General features: G+C 63.2%; 20 protein-coding genes. 14 read left to right on the top strand and 6 right to left on the bottom strand.

Annotated features, from left to right (window positions below):
- Positions 1–550: 550 nt before the first annotated feature.
- From ACWTU9_RS26495 to derI, 13 genes are all read left to right on the top strand, one after another.
- Positions 551–2,077, top strand: a complete 1,527-nt coding sequence (locus ACWTU9_RS26495; RefSeq protein WP_455860892.1) for an FGGY-family carbohydrate kinase — start codon at positions 551–553, stop codon at positions 2,075–2,077.
- Positions 2,074–2,850 (top strand): DeoR/GlpR family DNA-binding transcription regulator, encoded by a 777-nt coding sequence (locus ACWTU9_RS26490; RefSeq protein WP_455860891.1) that lies wholly within the window; start codon positions 2,074–2,076, stop codon positions 2,848–2,850. Before ACWTU9_RS26495 ends, ACWTU9_RS26490 begins: the two co-directional genes overlap by 4 nt.
- Complete coding sequence (locus tag ACWTU9_RS26485; RefSeq protein WP_455860890.1) at positions 2,847–4,559, top strand: glycerol-3-phosphate dehydrogenase/oxidase; 1,713 nt, start codon at positions 2,847–2,849, stop codon at positions 4,557–4,559. Before ACWTU9_RS26490 ends, ACWTU9_RS26485 begins: the two co-directional genes overlap by 4 nt.
- Positions 4,560–4,941: 382 nt before the next feature.
- Positions 4,942–5,964, top strand: a complete 1,023-nt coding sequence (locus ACWTU9_RS26480; RefSeq protein WP_455860889.1) for a sugar-binding transcriptional regulator — start codon at positions 4,942–4,944, stop codon at positions 5,962–5,964.
- Between the two features lie 33 nt (positions 5,965–5,997).
- The gene (locus tag ACWTU9_RS26475) at positions 5,998–6,648 is read left to right on the top strand and encodes a DUF2291 family protein (protein WP_454576321.1); all 651 of its coding nucleotides are present in this window, start codon (positions 5,998–6,000) and stop codon (positions 6,646–6,648) included.
- Positions 6,645–8,186 carry a sugar ABC transporter ATP-binding protein gene (locus tag ACWTU9_RS26470; RefSeq protein ID WP_455860888.1) on the top strand — a complete coding sequence of 514 codons (1,542 nt, stop codon included), beginning with the start codon at positions 6,645–6,647 and terminating at the stop codon, positions 8,184–8,186. Before ACWTU9_RS26475 ends, ACWTU9_RS26470 begins: the two co-directional genes overlap by 4 nt.
- Before the next feature lie 25 nt (positions 8,187–8,211).
- Complete coding sequence (locus ACWTU9_RS26465) at positions 8,212–9,345, top strand: ABC transporter permease (protein ID WP_455860887.1); 1,134 nt, start codon at positions 8,212–8,214, stop codon at positions 9,343–9,345.
- A 38-nt stretch (positions 9,346–9,383) separates the two neighbouring features.
- Positions 9,384–10,325, top strand: a complete 942-nt coding sequence (locus ACWTU9_RS26460; protein ID WP_455860886.1) for a substrate-binding domain-containing protein — start codon at positions 9,384–9,386, stop codon at positions 10,323–10,325.
- Between the two features lie 108 nt (positions 10,326–10,433).
- Positions 10,434–11,993 carry an FGGY family carbohydrate kinase gene (locus ACWTU9_RS26455; protein WP_455860885.1) on the top strand — a complete coding sequence of 520 codons (1,560 nt, stop codon included), beginning with the start codon at positions 10,434–10,436 and terminating at the stop codon, positions 11,991–11,993.
- Positions 11,954–13,507, top strand: coding sequence for a glycerol-3-phosphate dehydrogenase (locus tag ACWTU9_RS26450; protein ID WP_455860884.1), 1,554 nt, complete (start codon positions 11,954–11,956; stop codon positions 13,505–13,507). Before ACWTU9_RS26455 ends, ACWTU9_RS26450 begins: the two co-directional genes overlap by 40 nt.
- Entirely contained in the window at positions 13,507–14,445 is a 939-nt protein-coding gene (locus ACWTU9_RS26445; protein WP_455860922.1) for a sugar phosphate isomerase/epimerase family protein, read from the top strand. The genes ACWTU9_RS26450 and ACWTU9_RS26445 overlap by 1 nt, the downstream gene beginning before the upstream one ends.
- Before the next feature lie 41 nt (positions 14,446–14,486).
- Positions 14,487–15,254: a triose-phosphate isomerase gene (locus ACWTU9_RS26440; RefSeq protein WP_455860883.1), complete on the top strand. Its 768-nt coding sequence runs from the start codon at positions 14,487–14,489 to the stop codon at positions 15,252–15,254.
- A 26-nt stretch (positions 15,255–15,280) separates the two neighbouring features.
- Positions 15,281–15,718, top strand: coding sequence for a D-erythrulose-4-phosphate isomerase (gene derI / locus ACWTU9_RS26435; RefSeq protein ID WP_352583466.1), 438 nt, complete (start codon positions 15,281–15,283; stop codon positions 15,716–15,718).
- Positions 15,719–15,798: 80 nt separating this feature from the next.
- Here the strand turns inward: derI and dhaL are convergent, their stop codons facing one another.
- From dhaL to oiaX, 4 genes are all read right to left on the bottom strand, one after another.
- Positions 15,799–16,440, bottom strand: coding sequence for a dihydroxyacetone kinase subunit DhaL (gene dhaL / locus ACWTU9_RS26430; RefSeq protein WP_455860882.1), 642 nt, complete (start codon positions 16,438–16,440; stop codon positions 15,799–15,801).
- Positions 16,441–16,465: 25 nt separating this feature from the next.
- A complete protein-coding gene (locus tag ACWTU9_RS26425) occupies positions 16,466–17,473 on the bottom strand; it encodes a dihydroxyacetone kinase subunit DhaK (protein ID WP_455860881.1) in 1,008 nt (335 codons plus the stop codon).
- Between the two features lie 154 nt (positions 17,474–17,627).
- A complete protein-coding gene (locus ACWTU9_RS26420; RefSeq protein WP_455860880.1) occupies positions 17,628–18,962 on the bottom strand; it encodes a four-carbon acid sugar kinase family protein in 1,335 nt (444 codons plus the stop codon).
- Between the two features lie 3 nt (positions 18,963–18,965).
- On the bottom strand, positions 18,966–20,216 hold the full coding sequence (gene oiaX / locus ACWTU9_RS26415; RefSeq protein ID WP_455860879.1) for a 3-oxo-isoapionate-4-phosphate decarboxylase OiaX: 1,251 nt from the start codon (positions 20,214–20,216) through the stop codon (positions 18,966–18,968).
- A gap of 187 nt (positions 20,217–20,403) precedes the next feature.
- Between oiaX and ACWTU9_RS26410 the strand changes: the two genes are divergently transcribed.
- Positions 20,404–21,117 (top strand): transcriptional regulator NanR, encoded by a 714-nt coding sequence (locus tag ACWTU9_RS26410; protein ID WP_455860878.1) that lies wholly within the window; start codon positions 20,404–20,406, stop codon positions 21,115–21,117.
- Position 21,118: 1 nt separating this feature from the next.
- Here ACWTU9_RS26410 and apnL read toward each other — a convergent pair whose 3' ends face one another.
- Positions 21,119–22,954 (bottom strand): D-apionate lactonase, encoded by a 1,836-nt coding sequence (gene apnL / locus ACWTU9_RS26405; RefSeq protein ID WP_455860877.1) that lies wholly within the window; start codon positions 22,952–22,954, stop codon positions 21,119–21,121.
- Complete coding sequence (locus ACWTU9_RS26400; protein WP_455860876.1) at positions 22,951–23,985, bottom strand: Gfo/Idh/MocA family protein; 1,035 nt, start codon at positions 23,983–23,985, stop codon at positions 22,951–22,953. Before ACWTU9_RS26400 ends, apnL begins: the two co-directional genes overlap by 4 nt.
- Positions 23,986–23,987 lie beyond the last annotated feature (2 nt).

Raw genomic sequence — 23,987 nt, 5'->3', positions numbered from 1 at the left:
CCGCGATGCGCGACGGCTCGTTCCTTGCAGAGGCTTTTGTCGCATAATATGCAGACTGGAACCCTCGTTTCGGAGTTCAGCACTTTGCGGAAAGTGGCTCGCGCCTTCCTTAAGGAACTCCTCGCCGGGGGGTAGTCAGCCCCGCGCCCCGCCCTCGGCGTCGCTATGCTGACGCTCCTTCTTATGTGTGCACCGGATTCGCCATTTTGCTGCGTGGCCCAAGAAGCAGACGCTCGAAGGGCGAGCTATGGGATTGTGGGCGTGAATGAACGAATCATGATGAGATATTGAAACTAGGAAAAAACGCAATTAAGTCAGATACCTTTGTAGACGGATACCGCTCTCAACAGCCAAAACAGCGTCGACTTACGTGGCAATGTCCCACATATTGACGTTAAATTAACACCACGCTATGGTTCGTTTGATCCGTCGGGGTGCCATCACTTGTATCATCGTTGCTCGTTGATTGTCGCCATTTCCGCCACCCTTGCCCCAGCCTGCAGAATTGCCCTGCAGTGCGCATCGCCAGTAGCTGAAAGAGGCGGTGACCATGCCCTGTTTGCTCGGTATCGATAACGGTCTCACGGTTACCAAGGCGGTGATCTTCGACGCCGACGGCACGCAGTTGTCGGTGGCGCGTCGGCGGGTTGCGCAGTCGATGCCCCATGCGCGCTGGGTGGAGCGTGACATGGCCGGTCTCTGGCAAGCGACCGCCGACGCAATCAAGGAGGCGATCGCGCTCTGTGGCCGCCAGGCAGACGATATCGGGGCGGTGGCGGCGACCGCGCACGGCGACGGTCTCTACCTGCTCGACAAGGATCGTCGGTCGCTAGGGCCTGGAATCCTGTCGCTCGACAGCCGCGCTGGCGAGATTGTCGAACGATGGTCGGCCGAGGTCTTCGAAGACGCGTTGGCGCGCACCGGCCAGGCGCCGCACGTCTCGGCGCCATCGGCGCTGCTGGCATGGATTAGGCAGAACGATCCGGACCGCTACGGGCGCATCGGCCACGTGCTGGCCTGCAAGGACTGGCTGCGCTTTTGCCTGACCGGCACCATCGGCACCGACCGGACGGAGGCCAGCACCTCATTCACGGATTTCCGCACCCAAGCCTTCGCGCCGGAAGCGATGCGCATCTTCGGTCTGGACGATCTTTTCGAGGCGCTGCCGCCGGTGGCGCATTCGGCCGACATCGTTGGGCATGTCACCGCCGAGGCCGCCGAAATGACCGGTCTGTCCAAGGGCACGCCCGTCGCCTGCGGCCTGCATGACGTGACCGCCTCCGCACTTGGCATGGGCGGCCATGAGGAGCGCACGCTCGCCATTGTTGCCGGCACCTATTCCATCAACGAAGTCGTTTCGTCAGAGCCGCGCGTCGACAGGCGCTGGTTCTGCCGCAACGCCCTTGACGCCGGACGCTGGAATAACATGGCGATCTCGCCGGCCTCGACCGCCAACTATGACTGGTTTCTCGACACGTTCTGCCGCTCGGAACAGGACAGGACAAACGCGGATGGCGGTTCCATCCACGAAACGCTGGCAGCAGAGATCGACGCCGCGCTGAAGAGGCCTTCGACCATCCTGTTCCACCCCTATCTGTTCGGCTCCCCTCACGGCGAAATCGCCAGCGGCAGCTTTTTCGGCCTGCACGGCTGGCACAATCGCGGCGATATGCTGAAGGCGGTTCTGGAAGGCATTGTCTTCAATCATCGGACCCATGTCGAAGCCTTGCGCGACGGCTTTGCAATCAGCGAGATCCGCCTGACCGGGGGCGGTTCGCGCAACCCCGCCTTCGTGCAGATGTTTGCCGATGTGCTGAACGCCCCGGTCACCGTCACCTCGACCGATGAGGCCGCCGCTCTGGGCGCCGCGCTTTGTGCCGGTGCCGCGGTCGGCTTGTTCAAGACGCCACAAGAAGGTGCAAGGCAGGTCGGCATGACGGCACGGAAATATCAGCCCGTGCCAGCCTCAACTGCTGTGTTCAACGAGCGGTTTTCGCTCTACTGCCGCATCGCCGAGCAGATGAAGGCGCATTGGCCGGAAATCGAAAGGCTGGGGCGGCCGGAGGGAAACGCATGATCAAGGCCGACGAACGACGCGAAGAGATCGCCGACTATGTGATCAAGCTCGGCCAGGTGCGCATCGACGATCTGGTCGAGCATTTCGGGGTGTCGCGCATGACCATCCACCGGCACATCGACCGGTTGGCGCAGCAGGGCGTGCTGCGCAAGCTGCACGGTGCGGTGACGGTTCAGCCGTCCGGTCTCTACGAAAGCGCCTTCCGCTACCGGGTGACGGTCAACAGGGCCGAGAAGGATGCGCTGGCGCGGGCAGCACTGGATTATGTCGAAGCCGGCCAGGTGGTGATGCTCGACGATTCATCGACGGCAAATGCTGTTGCGACGCTGCTGCTCGACGTAAAGCCGCTGACGGTCGTCACCAACAGCGTGTCGACGGCTGCGCTGATGATCAATGTCGACGACATCGATTTCATCTGTCTCGGCGGCCAGTACCACGGCACCTACAATGCCTATATCGGCATCGTCTGCGAGAACGCCGTGGCGCAGCTGCGTGCCAATGTGCTGATCTGTTCGGCTTCGGCCATCACCGGCACCACGGCCTTCATCCAGGATCCGAATGTTGTGCGGGTGAAGCAGGCGATGATGGCCGCATCGGTCAAACGCATCCTTTTGGTCGACCACGCAAAGTTCGACCGGATCGCGCTGCATGTCTTCGACGATCTGACCAGTTTCGACGCCGTGCTGGTGACCGAGGGCCTGGGCGATGCGCAGGCGCAGAGCCTCGAGCGGTCGGGCGTGAAGCTGCGCATCGTCAAGACGAAAGCGCCATGAGCCCAGCCGACGGAGCAGGGGCGGACAATCGCGCCGGGCGTCTCGCCGCAATGGCTGCGGCCGGCGAGGTCGACGTCGTCATTCTTGGCGCCGGCATCAACGGGGCAGCGCTGTTTCGCGACCTTTCCGCGCAAGGCGTCAACTGCCTGATCGTCGACAAGGCGGATTTCGGCTCGGGCACCAGTGCCGCGCCGTCGCGGCTCATCCATGGCGGCCTGAAATATCTCGAAACCGGCGAGTTCGGTCTGGTGGCGCAGTCGACGCTCGAACGCAACCTGCTTCTGCAGAACGCGCCGCACTATGTCAGCCCGCTGCCGACCGTCATCCCGATCTTCTCCTGGGGCAAGGGCATGCTGGCGGCGCTGCGCACGCTGTTCGGCTCGACCAGCGCACCGCGTAGCCGGGGCGCCATCCTGATCAAGATCGGCCTGATGATCTATGACTTCTACGGCTCGCGAAACCAGGTCATGCCACGCCACCGCATGGTCGGGCGGCGGCAGGCGCTAGGCGAGATGCCGGCACTGAGCCCCGCGATCGTCGCCACCGGCACCTATTACGATGCCAAGATAAGCCATCCCGAAAGACTGGTGCTGGAACTGATCCTCGACGGGCTGCAGGCAAATACAGCCTCCGCCAGCGCCAACTACACCGCACTCGGTACTTCAGCCAATGGGGTGCTCACCTTCCAGCCGGAAAACGGCAGCGCATTTTCGGTGCGGCCGAAGCTGGTGGTCAACGCCGCCGGTCCGTGGATCGACGACGTCAACGCGTTGCTCGGCGCGCCGTCGAAGATGATCGGTGGCACCAAGGGTTCGCATATCCTGTTGAAGCACGACGCGCTGGTCGAAAGCCTGGCCGGGCGCATGCTCTATTTCGAGGCCGATGACGGCCGCATCTGCCTTGTCTACGACTACCTCGGCCTGGCGCTGGTCGGCTCGACCGACATCAAGGCCAACAATCCGGACGCGGTGCGGTGTGAACCCGAAGAAGTCGACTATCTGCTCGACAGCGTGCGATCGCTGCTGCCGGGCATGGCGTTCGAGCGCGACCAGATCGTCTATGCTTATAGCGGCATCAGACCGCTGCCGACGTCCGAGGCAGCGACGCCCGGACTGATCAGCCGCGATCATTCGGCACCGGTCGCCGAGCCGGACGGCAACAGGCCGTTTGCGGTCATTTCGCTGGTCGGCGGCAAGTGGACGACCTTCCGCGGTTTTGCCGAGGAAGTCGCCGACACCGTTCTCAAGCGCCTGCAGCGCAGCCGCAAGGTGTCGACACAGTCGATGCCGATCGGCGGCGGGAGGGATTTTCCGGCCAATGCCGCGGCGCGCGCAAACTGGCTGGCTGAGGCACAGCAGGCAACGGGCGCCGGGGAAGGGCGCCTCGACCAGTTGCTGTCGCGCTACGGGACCAGAGCAGTGCAGATCGCCAAGTGGGGGGCGAATGATGTGGGTTGCCTGCCGGACTCCGACGGCTACGGCAAATCCGAGATCGACTACATCGTCCGCAACGAATTCGTCGAACATCTGGCCGATATCGTCATGCGGCGCAGCACGTTGGCGATAGGCGGTTCGCTGACAAGTCGCGATTTGCAGAAGATTGCCGCGATAGCCGGGCGGGCGCTGGAGTGGGGCACCGAGCGGCTCACGCGGGAAGTCGAAGCCGCGATTGTCGAGCTCGAAGGCCGGAACCTGATGCGGCTGGACTGATCGCGCTATCGCCGATGCCGATAGCTGTTCCTGAGGCAAATCGATCGGTTTGGCCTTGTTGCGCTTTGTGCGCAAAACTTCCCATCTCACAGCCAGATTGGGATTTTCCAAAGCCACGATGCGTTTGAACAAAAACAAACACTTAGCAATGACTTCGGCTGCCGTCACCTACGCATTACAGTTGTCTTTAGCATGAAATAACACAGATTGACGTTAAATTAACACCTCTCTATGATCGCCTAATATGCTGGGCTCCTAATAGGCCGCTTTGGCTTCCGATCCGTCGGCTGGGGCAACCATCCGCGAAGGGATTGACAGCGATGCAAAGGTATGAAAATTTTTGCACACAAAGATAATAATATCATCTCGGGGAGGAGATGGCTTGAAATCCGGTGGAGCCGCGAACCGCGACCATGAGTCCAGCCTCGCCACGCGTGCGGCCTGGCTTCATTATGCCGGGGGTCTGACGCAGGCTCAGGTGGCCAAGCGGCTTGGCCTGACCAGCCTCAAGGCGCACCGGCTAATCACCAAGGCCAACCAGGAAGGACTGGTCAGGGTTTTCATAGACGGCGACGTCGCCGAATGCGTCGACCTGGAACAGCGACTGACCGCCGCCTACGGGCTCGACTATTGCGAAGTGGTTCCCGATCTCGATCAGGAGGAGCTGCCGTTGAAGGGGCTGGGTATTGCCGGCGCCCAGTTTTTGAAGCGCGAAATCGATCGCGGCGAAGACATGCTGATCGGCGTCGGCCATGGCCGCACGCTTGCGGCCAGCGTCGAATATCTGACGCGCACCACTGCTGCGCACATCCGTTTCGTCTCGCTGCTTGGCGGCGTGACGCGCAAATTCGCCGCCAACCCGCACGACGTCATGCATCGCCTGGCCGACCGGACCGGCGCGCAGGCCTTTGTCATGCCGGTGCCTTTTGTCGCCAACACCGCCGAGGACCGTGAAGTGCTGCTTGGCCAGCGCGGCATCAGCGATGTCTTCGCTCTCGCCAGCCGGTCCGACCTGATGTTCGTCGGAATAGGCACGGCCGAGCGGGAGGCATCGCTGGTCGCCACAGGCATGATCGAGCCCTCCGAAATCGATGAGGTCAAGCGTGACGGCGGCATCGGTGAATTGCTGGCGCATTTCTTCGACGACAAGGGGCGCCCTGTCGAAACGGCGCTGTCGGAGAGAATACTGGCGCTTCCGCGAGACCAGTTGAAGGGCCGCAGGATCGTTGCCGTCGCCGGCGGCAAAGTGAAGGTGCGGGCCATCAAGGCAGTGCTTGAAAGCCGCTATCTCAGCGGCCTGATCACCGACGAATGCACGGCCCGCGCGCTCGTCGAGCAAAGCCGGCTCGATGATGCAGCCGGTGCCACGAAGCGCCGCGCGAACGGAGGATCGACGAATGCGTGACAACCGAAAATCCGTATCGCTGGTGATTGCGTCATGAGCGCGAAGGCTGCCTCCGCCCGGCAGGCTTCGCCCGGCCTGCGCCGGGCACTAGCCGGAGCTGCGGTTCTGGTTCTGCTCGGCGCGATGGCGCTTGACACCAAGGTGATCAAGATCGGCTCCGCCGGCGATGTTCGCAATGCCGTCTTTTCGGCCCCCGAATATGGCAAGTCAGAATTTCCCAAGGTGCAGGCCGATGTCGAGGCGCGTGCCGCCGACGCCGCGACGGTCGCGACGGCGATCGCCAAGGACAGGGCGACGGCCGAAAAGGAATATGGTGTGCCTGCGGGTGTCGGACCGGTCATCTCGGTCAAGTTCACCGGCGTTGTCGGCGAGGGAAAGTCCGGCATCTACAAGGTCGCCGTCGACGGTCTGCCGGACACGTTGACGGTGCGTGTGCAGACCGGGCCGGCGATCAACGGAACCGAGCTTCGCGACGCCACCGGCAAGATCACGTTCGGGCAGTTCACCAACCAGATCGAGTATCAGGACGCCGGCTCGGCGCTGAACAACGAGATGAAGAAGGAGGTGCTGGCGAAAGTCGACACCAGCGCCTTGACCGGCAAGACCATAGCGGTGGTCGGTGCCTTCAAGCTGGTCAATCCGAAGAGCTGGCTGGTTACGCCTGTGAGGCTGGACGTCAAATGACAATGGCTGCCGGCACAGAGCCCGCGACTGGCGATGCCGTGCTTTCGGCGCGCAATGTCGTGATGTCGTATGGCGGCGTTCACGCGCTCAAAGGCGTCAACTTCGACATCCATCGCGGCAAGGTCACCACCCTGTTCGGGGAGAATGGCGCCGGCAAGTCGACGCTGATGAAGATCCTGTCCGGCGTGGTGACGCCGACGTCGGGCAACATCGTGCTCGATGGCAATCTCGTCAGCTTTTCCTCGTCTTCGGATGCTCGCGATCGCGGTATTTCGATCATCCACCAGGAATTGAGCCTGGCGCCGAACCTGAGCGTTCGCGACAACATCTTCATGGGCCGCGAACTGCGCACCAGGACCGGCCTCGACTTCGCTGAGGAGTCGCGCCAGGCGCGGGCGCTGATGGCCGACCTCGAAGAGGACATCGACCCGATGACCCTGGTCGAGGACCTTCGCCTGGGGCAGCAGCAGATCGTCGAGATCGCCCGCGCGCTGTCGGTCGATTCACGCATCCTGATCATGGACGAACCGACCTCGGCGCTCAGCGCGACGGAGGTGGAAGTGCTGTTCAAGGTTATCCGCGATTTGACCAGCCGCGGCGTCTCCATCGTCTATATATCGCATCACCTCGAGGAGGCGCTGCAGATCACCGACTACGCCGTGGTGCTGCGCGACGGGGCGATCACGGCGACGGCCGAAGCCAAGGACATCGATCTCGAATGGATCGTCCGCAACATGGTTGGTGAGAATTTTGACCTCGGCTCGCCGCCGACCGGCCATGAGTTCGGCGAGGTCGCGCTGTCGATCGAGGATCTCAGCGTCATAGACGCTTCGGGTTCAGGCTATTCCATCGTCGATCACCTGTCGTTGGATGTCAAAGCGGGCGAGATCGTCTGCATCTATGGGCTGATGGGCGCCGGGCGCACGGAGTTGCTGGAATCTGTTGCCGGCCGCGTGCCGATGGCGGGCGGGCGGGCTCTGCTGGAAGGCGAGGACGTCTCGGGGCTGACCATTGCCCAGCGCATCGGCAAAGGCCTTGTGCTCGTCCCCGAGGACCGCCAGCGCGATGGTCTGGTCCAGACGATGACCGTCGGCCGCAATCTGTCGCTTGCCAGCATCGAGGCATTCGCCAAAGGCCTGTTCCTGTCCCGGCCCAGGGAACGCGCACTGATCGACGATTCAATCCGCAAGGTGACCATCAAGACCGCCGGCGGCAACGCCATGATCGGATCGCTGTCGGGCGGCAATCAGCAGAAGGTCGTCATCGGCAAGATGCTGACGACCAACCCCAAGGTCATCCTTCTCGACGAGCCGAGCCGCGGCATCGATGTCGGCGCCAAGGCCGAAGTCTTCCGCTTGCTCAGCGAGCGCGCCGCGCAAGGCCTGGCGGTCGTCTTCTCGACCTCGGAGGTCAATGAGTGCCTCAGCATCGCGCACCGCATCGTCGTCATGCGGCGCGGCAAGATTTCGGCCGAATTCGGCGCGAACGCCACCAAAGAGCAGATCATGGCCGCCTCCGGCGAAGCCGTGGTCGCCTGATCTTAGAATTTCGGAGCCCCGATCCATGACCGATGTCAGCCAGGCCACCAAACAGTCCAGTCGCAGTGCGGGCGCCGAAGGCTTCGACGTGGCCAAGCTGCTGCTCGAGGGCCGGGCCTTCTTTGCCCTGATCGTCATCATCGTCGTCTTCTCGATCCTGTCGCCCTACTACCTCTCGGTAGCGAATTTCCTGACCATGGCCTCGCATGTCGCCATCTTCGGGATTCTCGCGGTCGGCATGCTGCTCGTGATCCTCAATGGCGGCATCGACCTGTCGGTCGGATCGACACTAGGGCTTGCCGGCGTCGTCGCCGGATTTCTGATGCAAGGCGTGACGCTGACCTGGTTGGGCGTCGTTCTCTATCCGCCGGTCTGGGTGGTCGCGGCGCTTGCCTGCATGCTGGGCGCCGCTGTCGGTCTGATCAACGGCGTGCTGATCGCGCGGTTCAAGGTTCCGGCCTTCGTCGCCACGCTCGGCGTCATGTACATGGCGCGTGGCCTGGCGCTGCTGATGACCAGCGGCCTGACCTACAACAATCTCGGCGGCAAGCCGGAACTGGGCAACACCGGCTTCGACGCGCTCGGCTTCAACCGGCTGTTCGGCGTGCCGACCGGCGTTGTGGTGCTGGCGGTCATCGCGCTGATCGGCAGCATCGTCCTGAACCGCACCGCCTTCGGGCGCTGGCTCTACGCTTCGGGCGGCAATGAGCGCGCCGCCGAACTCTCCGGTGTTCCGGTCAAGACGGTGCAGATTTCCGTCTATGTGCTTTCGGGCATCTGCGCCGCCATTGCCGGCCTGATCCTGTCCTCGCAGCTGACCTCGGCAGGACCGACCGCCGGCACCACCTACGAATTGACGGCCATCGCCGCCGTCGTCATCGGCGGCGCGGCCCTGACCGGTGGCCGCGGCAACATCCGCGGCACTCTCCTCGGGGCCTTCGTCATCGGCTTCCTGTCCGATGGTCTGGTGATCATCGGCATCTCATCCTACTGGCAGACAGTGTTCACCGGCGCCGTCATCGTGCTCGCCGTGCTCCTCAATGCCGTCCAGTATCGCCGCCGTAGCAAGCTCCCAGCTTCGACGGGCGGCCAACCGACTTCTCAGAAACGGGGGAAGGCCGAAGCGGCCAATCCTGCCCAAGGGAAGACTGCCAGGTGACTGGCAGCAACACCGCGTAGATCATTGGAGGAATGTACATGAAAATCGTGCTTAGAAGTTTGCTTGCTGCCGCGATGGTGGTTGGGTTTAGCGCAGCCGCATCGGCCGCGGGCCTGATCTCGATCATCGTCAACGATCCGGCCAACCCGTACTGGCTGACCGAGGGCAACGTCGCCAAGGCTGAGGCCGAAAAGCTCGGCTATACGGCCAATGTCGCCGCCCACAAGGGTGACACCAACACGGAAAGCAATCTGATCGACACCGCCATCACCAACAAGTCGGTGGCGATCATTCTCGACCCGGCCAACGCCGACGGTTCGGTCGGCGCGGTGAAGAAGGCGATTGCCGCCAACATCCCGGTCTTCCTCGTCAACGCCGAGATCAACCAGGAAGGTCTTGCCAAGGGACAGCTCGTTTCCAACAACGCGCAGGGCGCGGCTCTCGGCGCGCAGCAGTGGGTGCAGGCGGTCGGCGAAAAGGGCAAGTATGTCGAATTGCTCGGCGCCCCGTCTGACAACAATGCCGCCACGCGCTCGAACGGTTACGCGACCGTGATCAGCCAGTATCCGGATCTCGAAAAAGCCGCCTCGCAGGTTGCCAACTGGGATCGCACCCAAGGCCACGACAAGATGCAGAGCATGCTTCAGGCTAACCCCGACATCATCGCCGTGATCAGCGGCAATGACGAAATGGCGCTCGGCGCGGTTGCAGCGCTGAAGGAAGCCGGCAAGCTGGCAGGCATCAAGGTCGGCGGCTTCGACGGTTCGCCTGATGCGGTTGCGGCCATCAAGTCCGGCGAACTGCAGTACACCGTGCTTCAGCCGGTCGCCATCTTCTCGGCCAAGGCCGTGCAGCAGGCAGACTCGTTTATCAAGTCGGGCGCTACCGGTGCCACCAGCGAGAAGCAGCTGTTCGATTGCCTGCTCATCACCAAGGACAATGTCGACAAGTACACTGCACCCTTCGTGCTGTCGGAATAAAACCTGCACAGGGGGTGTCCTTGCGGACACTCCCTGCCTCTTCTACTGCTTCCAGACAACAAAGACTGTGCTTGTGAATTGCCTTCATAACCATCCGGAACTTGCCGCATGAAAGACCTGCTGATCGGGATCGACGCGGGAACGTCCGTGATCAAATCGGTCGCTTTCGATCTTTCGGGGCGGCAGTTGGCGATGGCGTCGGTGACCAACACCTTCGTCACGCTGGAAGGCGGCGGCGCCGAGCAGGACCTGGATCAGACCTGGCGCGACATGGTGCAGACCGTTCGCGAGCTGGCGACGAAAATTCCCGATCTGGCGCGACGCACCGCGGCGATGGCGATCACCGGGCAGGGCGATGGCACCTGGCTGATCGATGCTGACGGCTTGCCGGTAGGGCGCGCCTGGCTCTGGCTCGACGCCCGCGCCGGACATCTGGTGGACGCAATGCGCGCCGATGCCCGGGATCGCGCACGGTTCGAGATCACCGGCACTGGGCTCAACGCTTGCCAGCAGGGCGCTCAGCTCAGCTGGCTGAAAAGGCACAGCCCGGAAACCCTGGAACGGGCGGCCACTGCCTTCCACTGCAAGGACTGGCTCTATTTCAAGATGACCGGCGAGCGCGCCACCGATCCCTCGGAAGGCACTTTCACCTTCGGCGATTTCCGCTCGCGCAGCTATTCCGACGAGGTGCTCGACATCTTGGATCTGACGACGCATCGCCGCCTTTTGCCGCCCATGCTCGAAGGCACGACCGACCATCATCCGCTTTCTACGTCGGCAGCCGGAGAGGCCGGGCTGCTTGAGGGCACGCCGGTGGTGCTGGGCTATGTCGACATGGTCAGCACCGCCCTTGGCGCCGGCCTCTACGATCCGAGCGGCAATGTCGGCTGCACGGTCATCGGCTCGACCGGCATCCACACGCGCCTGGCGCGTACTCCTGATGATGTCGTCCTCAACGACGCTGCATCCGGCTACACGATCGCCATGCCGGTCCCCGGAGCCTATGCGCAGCTGCAATCCAACATGGCGGCGACGCTCAACATCGACTGGCTGCTTGGCCTGGCGCGTGACGTGCTGACCGCCAACGGCGCTAAACCGTCGCGCGACGAACTGCTGAAAGCACTCGATGTCTGGGTCGAAGGGGCGGAGCCGGGATCGCTGGTCTATCAGCCCTATATCTCGCTGGCTGGTGAACGCGGACCGTTCGTCGATCCCGATGCGCGGGCAGGCTTCATCGGCCTTTCGGTCAAGCACGGTTTTGGCGATCTGGCACGCGCGGTTCTTGAGGGCTTGGCCTTTGCGGCACGCGATTGCTACCAGGCGATGGGCACGGTGCCAGGCGAGATCCGCCTGTCCGGTGGTGCCGCGCGCAGCCCGTCACTGCGCCGCATCATCGCGGCAGCGACCCGCGCGCAAGTCAGAACCAGCAGCCGCCAGGAAGCGGGTTCGGCGGGTGCGGCGATGATGGCTGCGGTCGGGCTCGGCGTCTATCGCTCCATGGATGATTGTTGCGCCGAATGGGTGACGCCGCTTCTGGGCGAATGCGATGCCTATGACGAGGCGCTTTCCCACACCTACGATGCGCTGTTTCCATCCTTCGTCGCGGCGCGCCAGGCGCTGCGGCCGGTATGGAAGAGTATGGCGCACCGCACAGGAGCAAAGTCTTGAGCGATACGTCTGAAGTTGTCGATCTCTTCGTCATTGGCGGCGGCGCCAACGGCGCCGGCATAGCGCGCGATGCGGCCGGTCGCGGGCTGTCGGTCATCCTGTGCGAGAAGGACGATCTGGCGCAAGGCACAAGCTCGCGCTCCGGCAAGCTGGTGCATGGCGGCCTGCGCTATCTCGAATATTACGAGTTCCGGCTGGTGCGCGAAGCGTTGATCGAACGCGAGGTGCTGCTGGAGGCGGCGCCGCACATCATCTGGCCGATGCGCTTCGTCCTGCCGCACAGCCCCGAGGACCGGCCGGCCTGGTTGGTGCGGCTCGGGCTGTTTCTCTACGACCATCTTGGCGGCCGCGAGCGGCTGCCGGGCACGCGGACGCTGAACCTGAGAACCGCGCCGGAAGGGGCGCCGATCAAGGACGAATTCAAGCGCGGTTTCGAATATTCCGACTGCTGGGTCGACGATGCGCGCCTGGTGCTGCTCAATGCACTCGACGCCAGTCAGCGCGGCGCAAAAGTGTTCACCCGCACCGCCTGTATTGCTGCCAGGCGCGAAGGCAGCCTGTGGTCGATCGACATGCAGGACAGCCGCACCGGTGCGGTGACGAAAGTCCGCGCAAGGGGAATGGTCAACGCGGCGGGGCCTTGGGTGAATGACATTGTCAGCCGCGTTGCCGGGCAGAACTCCACCCGCAACGTTCGCTTGGTGAAAGGCAGCCATATCGTCGTGCCGAAATTCTGGGAGGGACGGCAGGCCTATCTGATTCAGAACAACGACAAGCGGGTGATCTTCGTCAACCCGTATGAAAACGATCTGGCGCTGATCGGCACCACCGACATTCCCTATGAAGGCCGGCCCGAGGAAGTGGCGGCCGAGGCCAGCGAGATCGATTACCTGATCAAGGTGGTCAATCGTTACTTCAAGCGACAGCTGACCGCGCAGGACGTGGTCTACAGTTTCTCCGGCGTGCGCCCGCTCTATGACGACAATGCCGACAATCCGAGCGCGGTGACGCGCGACTACATCTTCGAACTCGATGCCCCGAACGGTGGTGCACCGCTGCTTTCGGTGTTCGGCGGCAAGATCACCACTTTCCGCAAGCTTTCCGAACATGCGCTGGAAAAGATCCAGCCGTTTTTTCCGACGATGAAGAAAGCCTGGACGGCCAAGATTCCGTTGCCGGGGGGCGACCTGCCGAACGCGGATTTCGAGCAATTCCTGAGCGATCTGCACGCCGAATTTTCCTCGCTGAGCCCGTCATTGGTGAAGCATTATGCCCGAAGCTATGGCACGCGCACGCGCGCCTTGCTGAAAGGGGTCAAAGGCGAAGCCGATCTCGGCCGCCGTTTCGGTCCGGATTTCTATGAGCGCGAAGCTGTTTTCCTGTTCGAGACCGAATGGGCGATGACAGCCGCCGACGTTCTCGAACGCCGGACCAAGCACGGCCTGCACATCGATGCGGCCGAGCGGAAGATATTCGAAGACTGGTGCACCAAGATCATGGCGGCGGCGAACTGATGGCCTTCACGCTTTCCCTCAACACCAACCCGCTGGTCAATCGCTTCGCCGATCCCGACGACCTGATCGACGCCATTGCCTATGGCATTGGTATCCGTGACGTTCAGCTGACGCATGAATTCGTCAATCCGGGCTGGCCGGCGGCAACGATTGCCAAGTTCGTGCGGCTGTTCAACAGCGCGCTGGCGCGGACCGGCGTGCGCATCACCTCCGGCATGACCGGCCCCTATGGCCGGCTCAATCATTTCGGCCATCCGGACGCCGATGTGCGCCGCTACTATGTCGACTGGTTCAAGACCTTTGCCGACATTTCCGCCGAGCTTGGCGCTTCAAGCGTGGGCACGCAGTTCGCCATATTCACCTACAGGGATTTTGACGATCCGCAACGGCGCGCGGCCCTTCTCGACATCGCGCTCGAATGCTGGCGAGAAGTGGCCGAACACGCCAAGGCGGCGGGCCTGACCTATTTGTTCTGGGAGCCGATGTCGGTGGGGCGCGAGTTTGGCCACACGATCGAAAGCTGTGTCGAACTGCAGGGCGCCATCGATGCGGCCAAGCTGCCGATACCGATGCGGATGATGGTCGACATCGATCATGGCGACGTAACCTCGCCCAACCCCGACGACACCGATCCCTATGCGTGGGCGAAAGCGTTTCCACTGCAATCGCCGATCATCCACATCAAGCAATCTTCCATGAATAAGGGCGGGCACTGGCCGTTCACGGCTGCCTACAACAAGGACGGCCGCATCCTTCCGCAGAAGTTGCTCGACACTGTGCGGGCCGGCGGCGGAACCGGCAATGAGATCTGCCTCGAACTTTCGTTCAGGGAGAGGGAGCCGGTCGATCACCAGGTTATTGAAATGATCCGCGAGTCGGTGGACTTCTGGGCGCCCTATATCGATAGCGGTCGCGACAGCCTCAAGCCTCGGAATTGATGAATCGAGCAGCGTCCGGATTCGGATCGAAGGAGAAAAGAATGACCCCATATTGGGTCGGCACCAGCTGGAAAATGAACAAGACGCTGGCGGAGGCGCTGCAGTTCGCCGAGGCATTGGCTGCCTTCGTGCCTGGCTTCGACCAGGCGATACAGCCTTTCGTCATTCCGCCGTTCACTGCCGTGCGGCAGGTCAAGGCGGCGCTCGCCAACACACGCGTCAAGGTTGGCGCGCAGAACATGCACTGGGCCGATGCCGGGGCGTGGACGGGCGAGATTTCGCCGGTGATGCTCAGGGATTGCGGACTCGACCTGATCGAACTCGGGCACAGCGAGCGCCGCGAACATTTTGGCGAGACGGACAAAACCGTGGGACTGAAAACGGCGGCGGCGGTCAGGAACGGTTTCGTGCCGCTGATCTGCGTCGGCGAGACGCTGGCGGAGCGCGAGGGCGGCCGCGCCGATGACATCCTGACCGCGCAGGTTCTGGGCGCGCTGCAAGGCCTCACGGACAATGAATTGTCGGCGGAAATCCTGTTTGCCTATGAGCCGGTCTGGGCGATCGGCGAGAAAGGCATTCCGGCCAGCGCCGACTATGCCGACAAGCAGCAGGCCCTGATCAAACAGGTTGCCGCCAGCCGGTTGCCGGCTGCCCCGCTTGTGCTCTACGGCGGCAGCGTCAATCCCGGCAATGCTGCCGAACTGATCGGCCAGCCGCATATAGACGGCCTTTTCATCGGTCGCTCGGCATGGCAAGCGGAAGGCTATATCGACATTCTGAAAAAGGCGTCGGCCGCGATCCCGCGCTGACCACGAAAACGAAGGAGATTATTGCCATGAAGATCGCACTTGGAGCCGACAGCGCCGGCAAGCCGCTGCTCGATGTCATCGCCAAGCATCTCGCCACCAAGCCCGAGTTGCAGGTCGTCGATCTCAGCCAGGCCGGCTACTACGCCGATATCGCCGCCGCAGTTGGCCACGAAATTATCGACGGCAATTACGACCGCGCCATCCTGTTTTGCGGCACCGGCATCGGCGTCAGCATCTCGGCCAACAAGGTGCCGGGCATTCGCGCCGCGTTGACCCACGACACCTATTCGGCGGAGCGCGCCGCAAAATCCAACAATGCCCAGATCATCACCATGGGCGCCCGCGTCATCGGCCCCGAACTGGCGAAATCGATCGCCGATGCGTGGCTGGCCTCGGAGTTCGATCCGAACGGCCCCTCTGCCGGGAACGTGGATGCCATCGACAAGCTCGACGCCAAGCGCTGAAGACGGGTCTTTCCGGATAGAGACAAGTTGAGCCTCTATCCTGTTGTTTGAAAATGACCTTTCCCGGAAGGGGATATGGTCTAGCTCGTCAAGGCGGCCCGCATCGCCTCGATCACCGTTACGGCGGACGCAGCGCCTGGATCCATATGGCCAAGCGAGCGTTCGCCAAGGCGGGAGGCCCGACCCTTGGTGGCGATCATCGCCTTGGTGGCCTCGGCGCCGACCCTTGCCGCTTCTGCTGCGGCCGCGAGGCTGCCGGCCAGGCCCTTGCCGGCGGCCAGTGCTTCGCCCGCCGCCGTCGCGGCCGGCGCCCAGGCATCCATCATCGTCTTTTCGCCAGGCTCGGCCTTGCCGCGATCCTGGATGCCCTTGGCCATGGCCTGGAACATGGCGACCGTCTCCGCGTCATCGAGTGCTACCTTGCCCTTGACCGCTGCCGCGCCGCGCATGAAGGCGGTAGCGTAGAGCGGGCCGGAGGAGGCGCCAACGGCGTTGAGGAACGACTTCGCCGCCGTGTTCAGCAAGGTGGTCGGATCGGTGGTTTTGGCGTCCAGCGCCGCGATCGCATCGCGGGCGGCGCTAAATCCCAACTCCATGGCGATGCCGTGGTCGGCATCGCCGATCACGCCGTCAAGCGCGCACAGCCGGTCCCTGTCGGCTGACATGGCGTCGGCGATGGCCGCGAACATGCCTGCGAGGCGGTTACTGTCGATTGTCGTCATCTCTTGTTCCTTGCCGTTGACCAAATTACCCGGCGCGAAACATGGCGCAGTCGCAAGGGTGGTCGAGCATCGTCTGCAACTCGTCGTCAAGCTGGTGCAGCGTGATCGAGGCTCCGGCCATCTCGAGCGAGGTGCAGTAATTGCCGACCCAGGTCGCGTGGATCGACACACCGATATCGTCAAGCCTCTGCTTCACCCGCCGGTTCATGATGTAGAGTTCCATCAGCGGCGTCGAGCCGAGCGAGTTGACGAGCACGGCAACCTTGTCGCCGCGCGCCGGCGCCATCTCGGCGAGGATCCTGTCCAGCATCTCGCCGGTGATCTCGTCGGCCGTTCTCAGTTTTCCGCGTGCGATGCCGGGTTCGCCATGGATACCCATGCCGATCTCCATCTCGTCATCGCCGATCTCGAAATTCGGCCGGCGGGTTTGCGGCAACGAACAGGGCGCCAACGCCACGCCCATGGTGAAGGTGTGGTCATTGGCTTTCCGAGCAATGCGCTCGCATTCATCGACGGACAACATGCGGTCGCAGGCGGCACCGGCCGCCTTGAAGATGAAGAAATTGCCGGCGACGCCACGACGCCTGTGCCGTTCGCCGCGCGGCGCGGACGCGACGTCATCGGTGCTCAAAACCGTGCGAACTTCGATGTCGTCCATCGCTGCCATCTCGGCCGCCATGTCGAAATTCATGACGTCGCCGGCATAGTTGCCATACATGAACAGCACACCGGCGCCGCCGCTCACCGCCTTGGCGCATTCGAGGATCGGATCTGGAGGAGGGGAGGCGAAGACGTTGCCGATCGCCGCCGCATCGGCCAGTCCTTTGCCGACAAAACCGAGAAAGCTCGGCTCGTGGCCCGAGCCGCCGCCGATGACTAGGCCGACTTTGCCCTGGCGCGGTCCGTCGCGGGCGATGATGGAGCGCGGGCTGCCGTCCACGCTCTTGAGATGGCGGGGATGCGCCGCGAGAATGCCTTCCAGCATCTCGTCGACGGCACGGTTACCGTCGTTGATGATCTTCTTGGTCTGCACCGCATCCTCCCGATCTCGGTATCGCGCAAATACTACCGAGTGTTATCGTGATTTCCACCCCGGCAGGAGACGTTTCATGCGGCAAGTTTTGCGCCGCCAGCACACAAGCCTTGGCTGCTTCTTTCGCCACGATGTATGTGGCGGCGGGGCGCTGCTAACCGCCAACGCCGTCGCGGATGGCTGAGAAATAGCGGTCGGTTCCGACCTGCCCACCCTTCAGCGCCAGTTCCAGCCCGTCGATTGCCTTGACGCGCGAATGGGCGATGCATAGCGGGGAGCCGGGCGATGCCGGCAACGGCATCCTGACCGTCAGCGCATCGACGCCCATCTGTCCCAGCGCATGGCTCGACGTGTCGCCGCCTGCGATGATCACGCGCCGCAATTCCTGCTCCTCGGTCAGTTGCCGCAGCAGCGTACCGAGGCTGCGGCCGAGCTTGTGGCGAGCGCCTTCCTGGCGGTCGATCTCGACCCCGCGATCGGCCGTGGGTCCGAGCGCGGTGTAGAGGATGACGCTGCGCCCGGCTTCCAGGCTGGCGCGGCCGGCCACTGCGGCGCGGGCGATCGCCTGTTCGAAATTCTCCGAGACCAGCTCGACGGGATCGACGTCGATGCCGTCGAATCCATCGGTCAGCGCATGGCGTATCTGCCGCTCGGTCGTCGGCGAGCAGCTGCCCGAGACCACCGCAATGCGGTCGGCAGCACCCGGCGGCGAAAATTCTGGTTCAGCTCTGACTGTCCCGTTCGACACCCATTCGGCCAACAGCGCGTATTCGATCCCGGAGGAGCCGACGACGAAGGAACCGCCAGGCTTGCGAACGCGCCAGATCTCCTTGCCGGCGAGTGCCTGTGCCTCCCGGCTGTCGACATCGACAAGCACTATAGCGGTGCCCGAGGCGAGGAAGCGATCAAAGGCCTCCGACCGGGCAGCGGACTGCAGCGTCGCGAAATCGACCAGCCCCGACGTCAGTTCCGTCTGCCGCGACAGATGGATCAGCAGGTCGGATTCATCCATCGGCGTGGTCGGGTGGCGGCTCATCACCGGATGGCGGTCGATGCGGAAATACTTTTCGCGATAGGCCGCGAACAGATGGCCGAAGGCGGTGTATCGCTTGAGCTGCGGCGCGCCGATCAGCAGGGGCACGCTGGCCTGCTCGAAGACCGAACGGCCGATCTCGATCGCCCGGCCGATGCTGCCGATCGTGGGGCTGGAATCGAAGGTGGAGCAAACCTTGTAGTGACAGATGGCGGCGTTCAGCGTCTTCAGCCAGGCGAAGGCATCCTTGAGATGCGTGTCCATCCATTGCGGTGTCTCGCTGCGGCTGGTGCCCGCGAGGCCAACGGCGCGGCAGTGCGGGAACTGCGCCAGCTGCACCGCGTCCGGCTGGCGCATGAACAGCACGGTCGGCACGCCGCCGAGTTCGAGCGCCTCCATCACGTCGGTTGAGCCGGTGAGGTCATCGCCGTAGTAGCTGAGCAGAAGGTCCTGCATAGTTCAGGCTGCCTTGCCGTCGCTGAATTTCTCGATCGACCGCGCCAACTCGACATGGCTGCGGGCGAAATCCTCGAGCGGGATTCCGTCGACCGCCGCTTGCCAGGCCTGCTGCACGGCGCGCACCCCGGCGCCCGGCCCGTCCGGGTGGCTGACGATGCCGCCGCCGCAGAGATAGAGAAGATCGACCGTGCGGCCGGTGCGTTCGTAGGTTTCGTGCGCCTGTCCGCCCCACTGACCCGAACCGGCCACGGGCAGCGCGCAATCGTCGGGCGAAAACAGTGGCGTCGTAATTGCCTCGAAGGAGCGGATGAAGGACTCGTCGGGCTCCCAGTATTTCGAGGCGATGCCGTTGATCTGGAACTGGTCGACGCCGAGCAGCCGCCAGAACTGCTGCCAGACCCTGAAATCCATGCCGAGGCCGGGATGGCGGGTGAGGATGTCCCAGCCATTCCGATGCGCGTGCAACACTAGGCCGGAGCGTTTTCTAAGGTATGCCATGCCGCCGAAGCCGATGGAGTTGATGTTGACGACGGCGCAATTGCCGCCGGCTGTGGCCACGAGATCATGGTTGCGCATCATCTCGTCGGGATCGGCATGCGAGATGCCGAAGGCATACATGACCTTCTTGCCGGTCTTCTGCTCATGGTCGAGGATCAGCGGCATGATTGCCTTCACCCGTTCCGCCAAGGGCGAATAGGCCGGGCTCATCAGCTTCTCGTCGTCCTTGATGAAATCGACGCCGGCAGCGATCAGTTCGCCAACCATCGCGGCGGTCTCGTGAGGCCTGAGTCCCAGCGCCGGCTTGACGATGGTGCCGATGATCGGCCGATCCGTGACGCCGGTCAGCCTGCGGCTGCCGGCGACACCGAACTGCGGACCCGGATGCGCGCCGCGAAATTGCTCCGGCAGCTTCAAGTCGACGACGCGAATGCCGGACAGGCCCTTGATCGAATAGGCGCCGCCAATGGCAATCGTCATCAGTGCCGACAGGTCGGTGCCGATGGCATCGAACGGAAAGGCGATGTCGACATCCGCGCGCTTGAAAGGCCCGTCACCAGCCTCAGGAATGGAGGGCCGAAGGGCGTCGGGCAAATGCCGTATCGCCAGGACGCGCGCCGCCACCCGGGCCTTGAGCTCCTCGGTCTCGCCGGGCAGCGTAACAAAGGTTCCGGTTGACTGGTCACTGGCGATCTTGGCTGCCAGCGCGTCGATGCTGCCTGATGTCTCGATGCGGTAGGTGAGCGTGATCATAGTTCGTTGTCTGAGGCCGCAGGAGGTTCGAAAAGAGTTCCTTGATCGTCGAAATCTGGTATAATGAGTACATAAGCTTTGCAAGCACTATCCTGTCTTGAGGCCAGGAGCGATCGAGGCGACAGCCGTTCCGGAAATAGCTGGGGCAGTGCTAGATAGACACAGGTCAAGGGAGTGATTCGCGACGATGAACCGTTCGGAGCCGATCGTCCGGCGCAAACTTTCCGACGAAGTGTTTTTGCGGCTGAAGCGCCTGATCACCAGCGGAGAATTGACGCCCGGCGACGACATGCCGTCGGAGCGCGAGCTGATGGAGCGCTTCGAGGTCGGCCGTCCCGCGATCCGCGAGGCCATGCAGGGGCTTAGCAATATGGGCCTCGTCGCCATCTCTCATGGCGAGCGCGCCAAGGTGCTGCAACTCACAGCCAAGTCGATCATCAAGCAGGTCGATGGCGCCGCCAAGATCATCCTGTCGTCGTCGAAGGACACGCTGGAGCACCTGAAAACCGCGCGCATCTTCTTTGAGCGCGGCATGGTCAGGGAAGCCGCCGAAAACGCCACTGCGGAGAACGTTGAGCAACTGCGGGCCACCGTTGCCGAACAGCGCGGCTTTCGCGGCGACTCCGAAGCCTTCATCTCCGCCGACATGAAGTTTCACACCCAGATCGCGGCGATTTCAGGCAACCCGATCTATGTCGCCGTCAGCGAAGCGATGCTCGGTTGGCTGAAGGAATATCACACCGAGATGCTGATCTGGACCGGCAAGGAAAAGTTCACGCTGACCGAGCATGAAGAGATCATCGGCCGCATCGAGAAGAAGGATGCCGACGGCGCCGAGAAGGCGATGATCAAGCATCTCGAGCGCTCGCGCGCGCTTTATGTGATGAACTCCGAAAAGTAGTTCAGCCGAACCGGGCAATCGCGTAGGGCGCCATCACGAGATGGCCTCGGCCAAACGCTGAGATGTCTACCGGTACATCGTCTGCTGTCAGGTTCGCCAGCCACACGACGGTCTTGCCCGACACGGAGCGCCCGGCGAGCGCCAGCACCTTAGTCTCATCGCTCGTCCTTGCCGCCACATGCGCAAGGCCGGCCATTTCGCAAAGACCTTTGATGGCATCGAAGATCGGCCGGGGCGTTCCTTCCGCGACGGGTTCGCCCGATGACGCCAGCACGCCGAATGGTCCGGTGAAGCCGGAGAGCGTGAGCAGCTCCAGCCCGGCCGGCGCGACGCGCGCGGCATAGCCGATCGTCCATGCGGCGGCGAACAGGCCGGCATGACGGGGGTCGCACTCGGCCATGGTGACGCGCTGTCCCCCCGGATTGGCCTTGGTCGCGCCACCATAGGGGTTCTGGCGCATGGCAATCGTCGACGGGCCGATGCGGTACGGTTTTCCCCGGAAGATCCCCCGCGCCGAAGCGGTGATGAAGGGCAGCGCCTCCAGCGATTGCATGACGCTGAGATCATCTGCCGCGTGCACGATCGGGCAGGTGCAGTGGGTGACGAAATCGAGCAAGCCGGCCGGTACGCGCTTGCGGTTGAGCTCGGTGAAATAGCTGAACATGCCGCCGCCGAGCCGGATATCGGGAAAGGCGCGCCGCGCGGCGGCATAGACGTCTTCAAGCGGCGGACAGTCCGGCCACGCGCTGCCCGGCGGCGTCGACTGCCGGTCGACGGAAGGCGAGACGGCAATGGCCGAAAGTTTTAGCCCGGCCTGGCGCACCATGTCGGCGACGGCTGAAAGTTCATCTTCGAGATCGCCCGCGCAGGCAACGACGCATTCCAGCGTCGTCTGCACTGGATGGGCGGCGGCAATTTTTGCAAAGGACTGCAACGCACCCAGCCCATGGCCACGTGTCGGGTCGTAGTGGAAGACAAGTTGCTGCGGCCCTAGCACGGCCAATGTCGGAAGGTTTGCGAGCGCGGCCTCCACGTCATCCGGGTAGATGATCACGCCGATATCCGGCAGCCTCTGCCCGGCTTCACCGAGTTCGACACGAACCCGTTCGGTGCTTGTTGCAACTGCCGGCATTTTCCCCTCGCCGATGATGCGCAGGCTGACCGTCTGCATGACGGCTTGGCCGGCCGGCAGCACATAGGGCCATGGCAGCGCCAGCGGCCGCACATAGGTCTTGTAGGACGCATCCGACCAGTTGCGCTGGTCCTCCATCTCGAAAGTGTCGCCCTCCATCCGGCATTCGGCGGTGACGCCGGGCCGGACCTGATGTGAAATGGCGCGCAAATCCTTGAAAGGCTGCCAGGGGTCGATCAACAGCGGCAGCTTCGTGGCCACCGCGCTGCCGTCAGTGTGCTCGACCGTGACCGGACTGCCGGCGAGGCCTGCGATCGGATGCAGGACGCAGAAGCCGCAGCGATTGGTCTCGAAGTCGCTCTCGGGCAGGGTACTCACGTCGAAGGCCAGATGGCCATCAGAGCCTTTGATGGTGGCGCGAAAGGCGAGCCGGCTCGCGTCCGGCCCGGTGCAATTTGCTGTGTAGCTGACCGAGAAAGTGTCGGCGCCCTGGTTGATGACAAGGTCCGTCAGTTCAGGCTCGTAAGTGCCCCAGTCGCGATCGCGCACGATGTAGGCGATGGCGCGCAGCACTTCGATGCCGCCAAGACGGATGGTGCGCAGATTGCCATTGGCGAAGTCCGCGCTGAGCGCGCCGGCGCTGAGCCTGACCGGCGCGGCTTCGACCACATGCGTGCCATAGAGGAGGAAAGCGTCGGCGGTCATTTCAGCAAAGCGTCGAGCTGCACCGGCTCCCGGCTCGCCGCACCCGTATAAGCGGCCTCGACCAACGCGAATGTCTTGAGATTGTCGGCGCCCGAGGTCGCCGGTTCTATCCCCTTAGCCAGGCAGTCGACCCAGTGCCGCTGGATGGCAACGACGCTCTCCTGGATGTTGTGCCATGGGCGCGATGCCCAGGGCAACAGCGGTGGCGAGACGTCGGTGACCTGTGTGCCGTTCCTGCCGGTGACGGTGAGCCGGTAGCCCTGCGCCAGCCGGATTGTGCCGTCGCTGCCGTCGATCTCGATCAGCGTTTCGGGAAACGGCTCGACGGCAAGCTTCGTCGCATAGCTGCAATCGACGACAGAGGTGGCGCCGCCGGCATGATCCATCAGCATCGTGGCGACGTCCTCGCCGGTAATGGCTGGATTGATGCGCGCCGTGCGGGCGGTGAGGCTCGACACGTCGCCGAGCAGGAAGCGGGCGATATCGAGGATGTGGATGCCGAGATCCTCGATGATGAAGCGCCTGCCCGTCGCCAGATAAGGCTGGCCTGAAAACACGTCATAGGCGGAGCGGAAGGAGATACGGCCGAAGAAGGGCGTGCCGATCTCGCCGCTGTCGAGCACGGCGCGCACCGTCTGGATCGGCGACTGCCAGCGAAAATTCTCATGCACCATCAGCGGTATCCTGGCTCCCACGCAAGCATTCACCATCGCCTTGGCGTCGGCAAGCGTCGGCGCGAACGGCTTTTGGCAGATTGCCGGCACACGGTGCCGCGCCGCCATCTCGACCAGCGGCCGATGGCTGGGTGCCGTGGTGGCGATATCGACAAAATCCAGGCTCTCGCCGGCAAAAAGTTCTGCCGCATCGGTGTAGCGCTTTGCGATGCTGAACTGGTCGCCGACGATCCGCAGCCGGTCGGGATCGCGGTCGCAGATGGCGATGATCGAGGCGCCTTCAATGTCGCGCCAGGCATGCATCTGGTTGACGGCAAAGAAGCCGCAACCGATCAGCGCTCCCCGCAACTCCGCCATGT

Source organism: Mesorhizobium sp. 128a (assembly GCF_053848025.1).
Note: the sequence above shows the minus strand (reverse complement) of the source record. Positions and strands in the feature narration are given on the sequence as shown.

Excerpts from the sequence above, each read along its gene's own strand:
- ACWTU9_RS26455 (WP_455860885.1), top strand. The coding sequence starts at position 10,434 with ATGAAAGACCTGCTGATCGGGATCGACGCGGGAACGTCCGTGATCAAA.
- ACWTU9_RS26460 (WP_455860886.1), top strand. The coding sequence starts at position 9,384 with ATGAAAATCGTGCTTAGAAGTTTGCTTGCTGCCGCGATGGTGGTTGGG.
- ACWTU9_RS26410 (WP_455860878.1), top strand. The coding sequence starts at position 20,404 with ATGAACCGTTCGGAGCCGATCGTCCGGCGCAAACTTTCCGACGAAGTG.
- ACWTU9_RS26400 (WP_455860876.1), bottom strand. The coding sequence starts at position 23,985 with ATGGCGGAGTTGCGGGGAGCGCTGATCGGTTGCGGCTTCTTTGCCGTC.
- oiaX (WP_455860879.1), bottom strand. The coding sequence starts at position 20,216 with ATGATCACGCTCACCTACCGCATCGAGACATCAGGCAGCATCGACGCG.
- ACWTU9_RS26475 (WP_454576321.1), top strand. The coding sequence starts at position 5,998 with ATGAGCGCGAAGGCTGCCTCCGCCCGGCAGGCTTCGCCCGGCCTGCGC.
- derI (WP_352583466.1), top strand. The coding sequence starts at position 15,281 with ATGAAGATCGCACTTGGAGCCGACAGCGCCGGCAAGCCGCTGCTCGAT.
- ACWTU9_RS26490 (WP_455860891.1), top strand. The coding sequence starts at position 2,074 with ATGATCAAGGCCGACGAACGACGCGAAGAGATCGCCGACTATGTGATC.
- ACWTU9_RS26450 (WP_455860884.1), top strand. The coding sequence starts at position 11,954 with ATGGAAGAGTATGGCGCACCGCACAGGAGCAAAGTCTTGAGCGATACG.
- ACWTU9_RS26495 (WP_455860892.1), top strand. The coding sequence starts at position 551 with ATGCCCTGTTTGCTCGGTATCGATAACGGTCTCACGGTTACCAAGGCG.
- ACWTU9_RS26445 (WP_455860922.1), top strand. The coding sequence starts at position 13,507 with ATGGCCTTCACGCTTTCCCTCAACACCAACCCGCTGGTCAATCGCTTC.
- ACWTU9_RS26420 (WP_455860880.1), bottom strand. The coding sequence starts at position 18,962 with ATGCAGGACCTTCTGCTCAGCTACTACGGCGATGACCTCACCGGCTCA.
- ACWTU9_RS26485 (WP_455860890.1), top strand. The coding sequence starts at position 2,847 with ATGAGCCCAGCCGACGGAGCAGGGGCGGACAATCGCGCCGGGCGTCTC.
- apnL (WP_455860877.1), bottom strand. The coding sequence starts at position 22,954 with ATGACCGCCGACGCTTTCCTCCTCTATGGCACGCATGTGGTCGAAGCC.
- ACWTU9_RS26470 (WP_455860888.1), top strand. The coding sequence starts at position 6,645 with ATGACAATGGCTGCCGGCACAGAGCCCGCGACTGGCGATGCCGTGCTT.
- ACWTU9_RS26440 (WP_455860883.1), top strand. The coding sequence starts at position 14,487 with ATGACCCCATATTGGGTCGGCACCAGCTGGAAAATGAACAAGACGCTG.
- ACWTU9_RS26465 (WP_455860887.1), top strand. The coding sequence starts at position 8,212 with ATGACCGATGTCAGCCAGGCCACCAAACAGTCCAGTCGCAGTGCGGGC.
- dhaL (WP_455860882.1), bottom strand. The coding sequence starts at position 16,440 with ATGACGACAATCGACAGTAACCGCCTCGCAGGCATGTTCGCGGCCATC.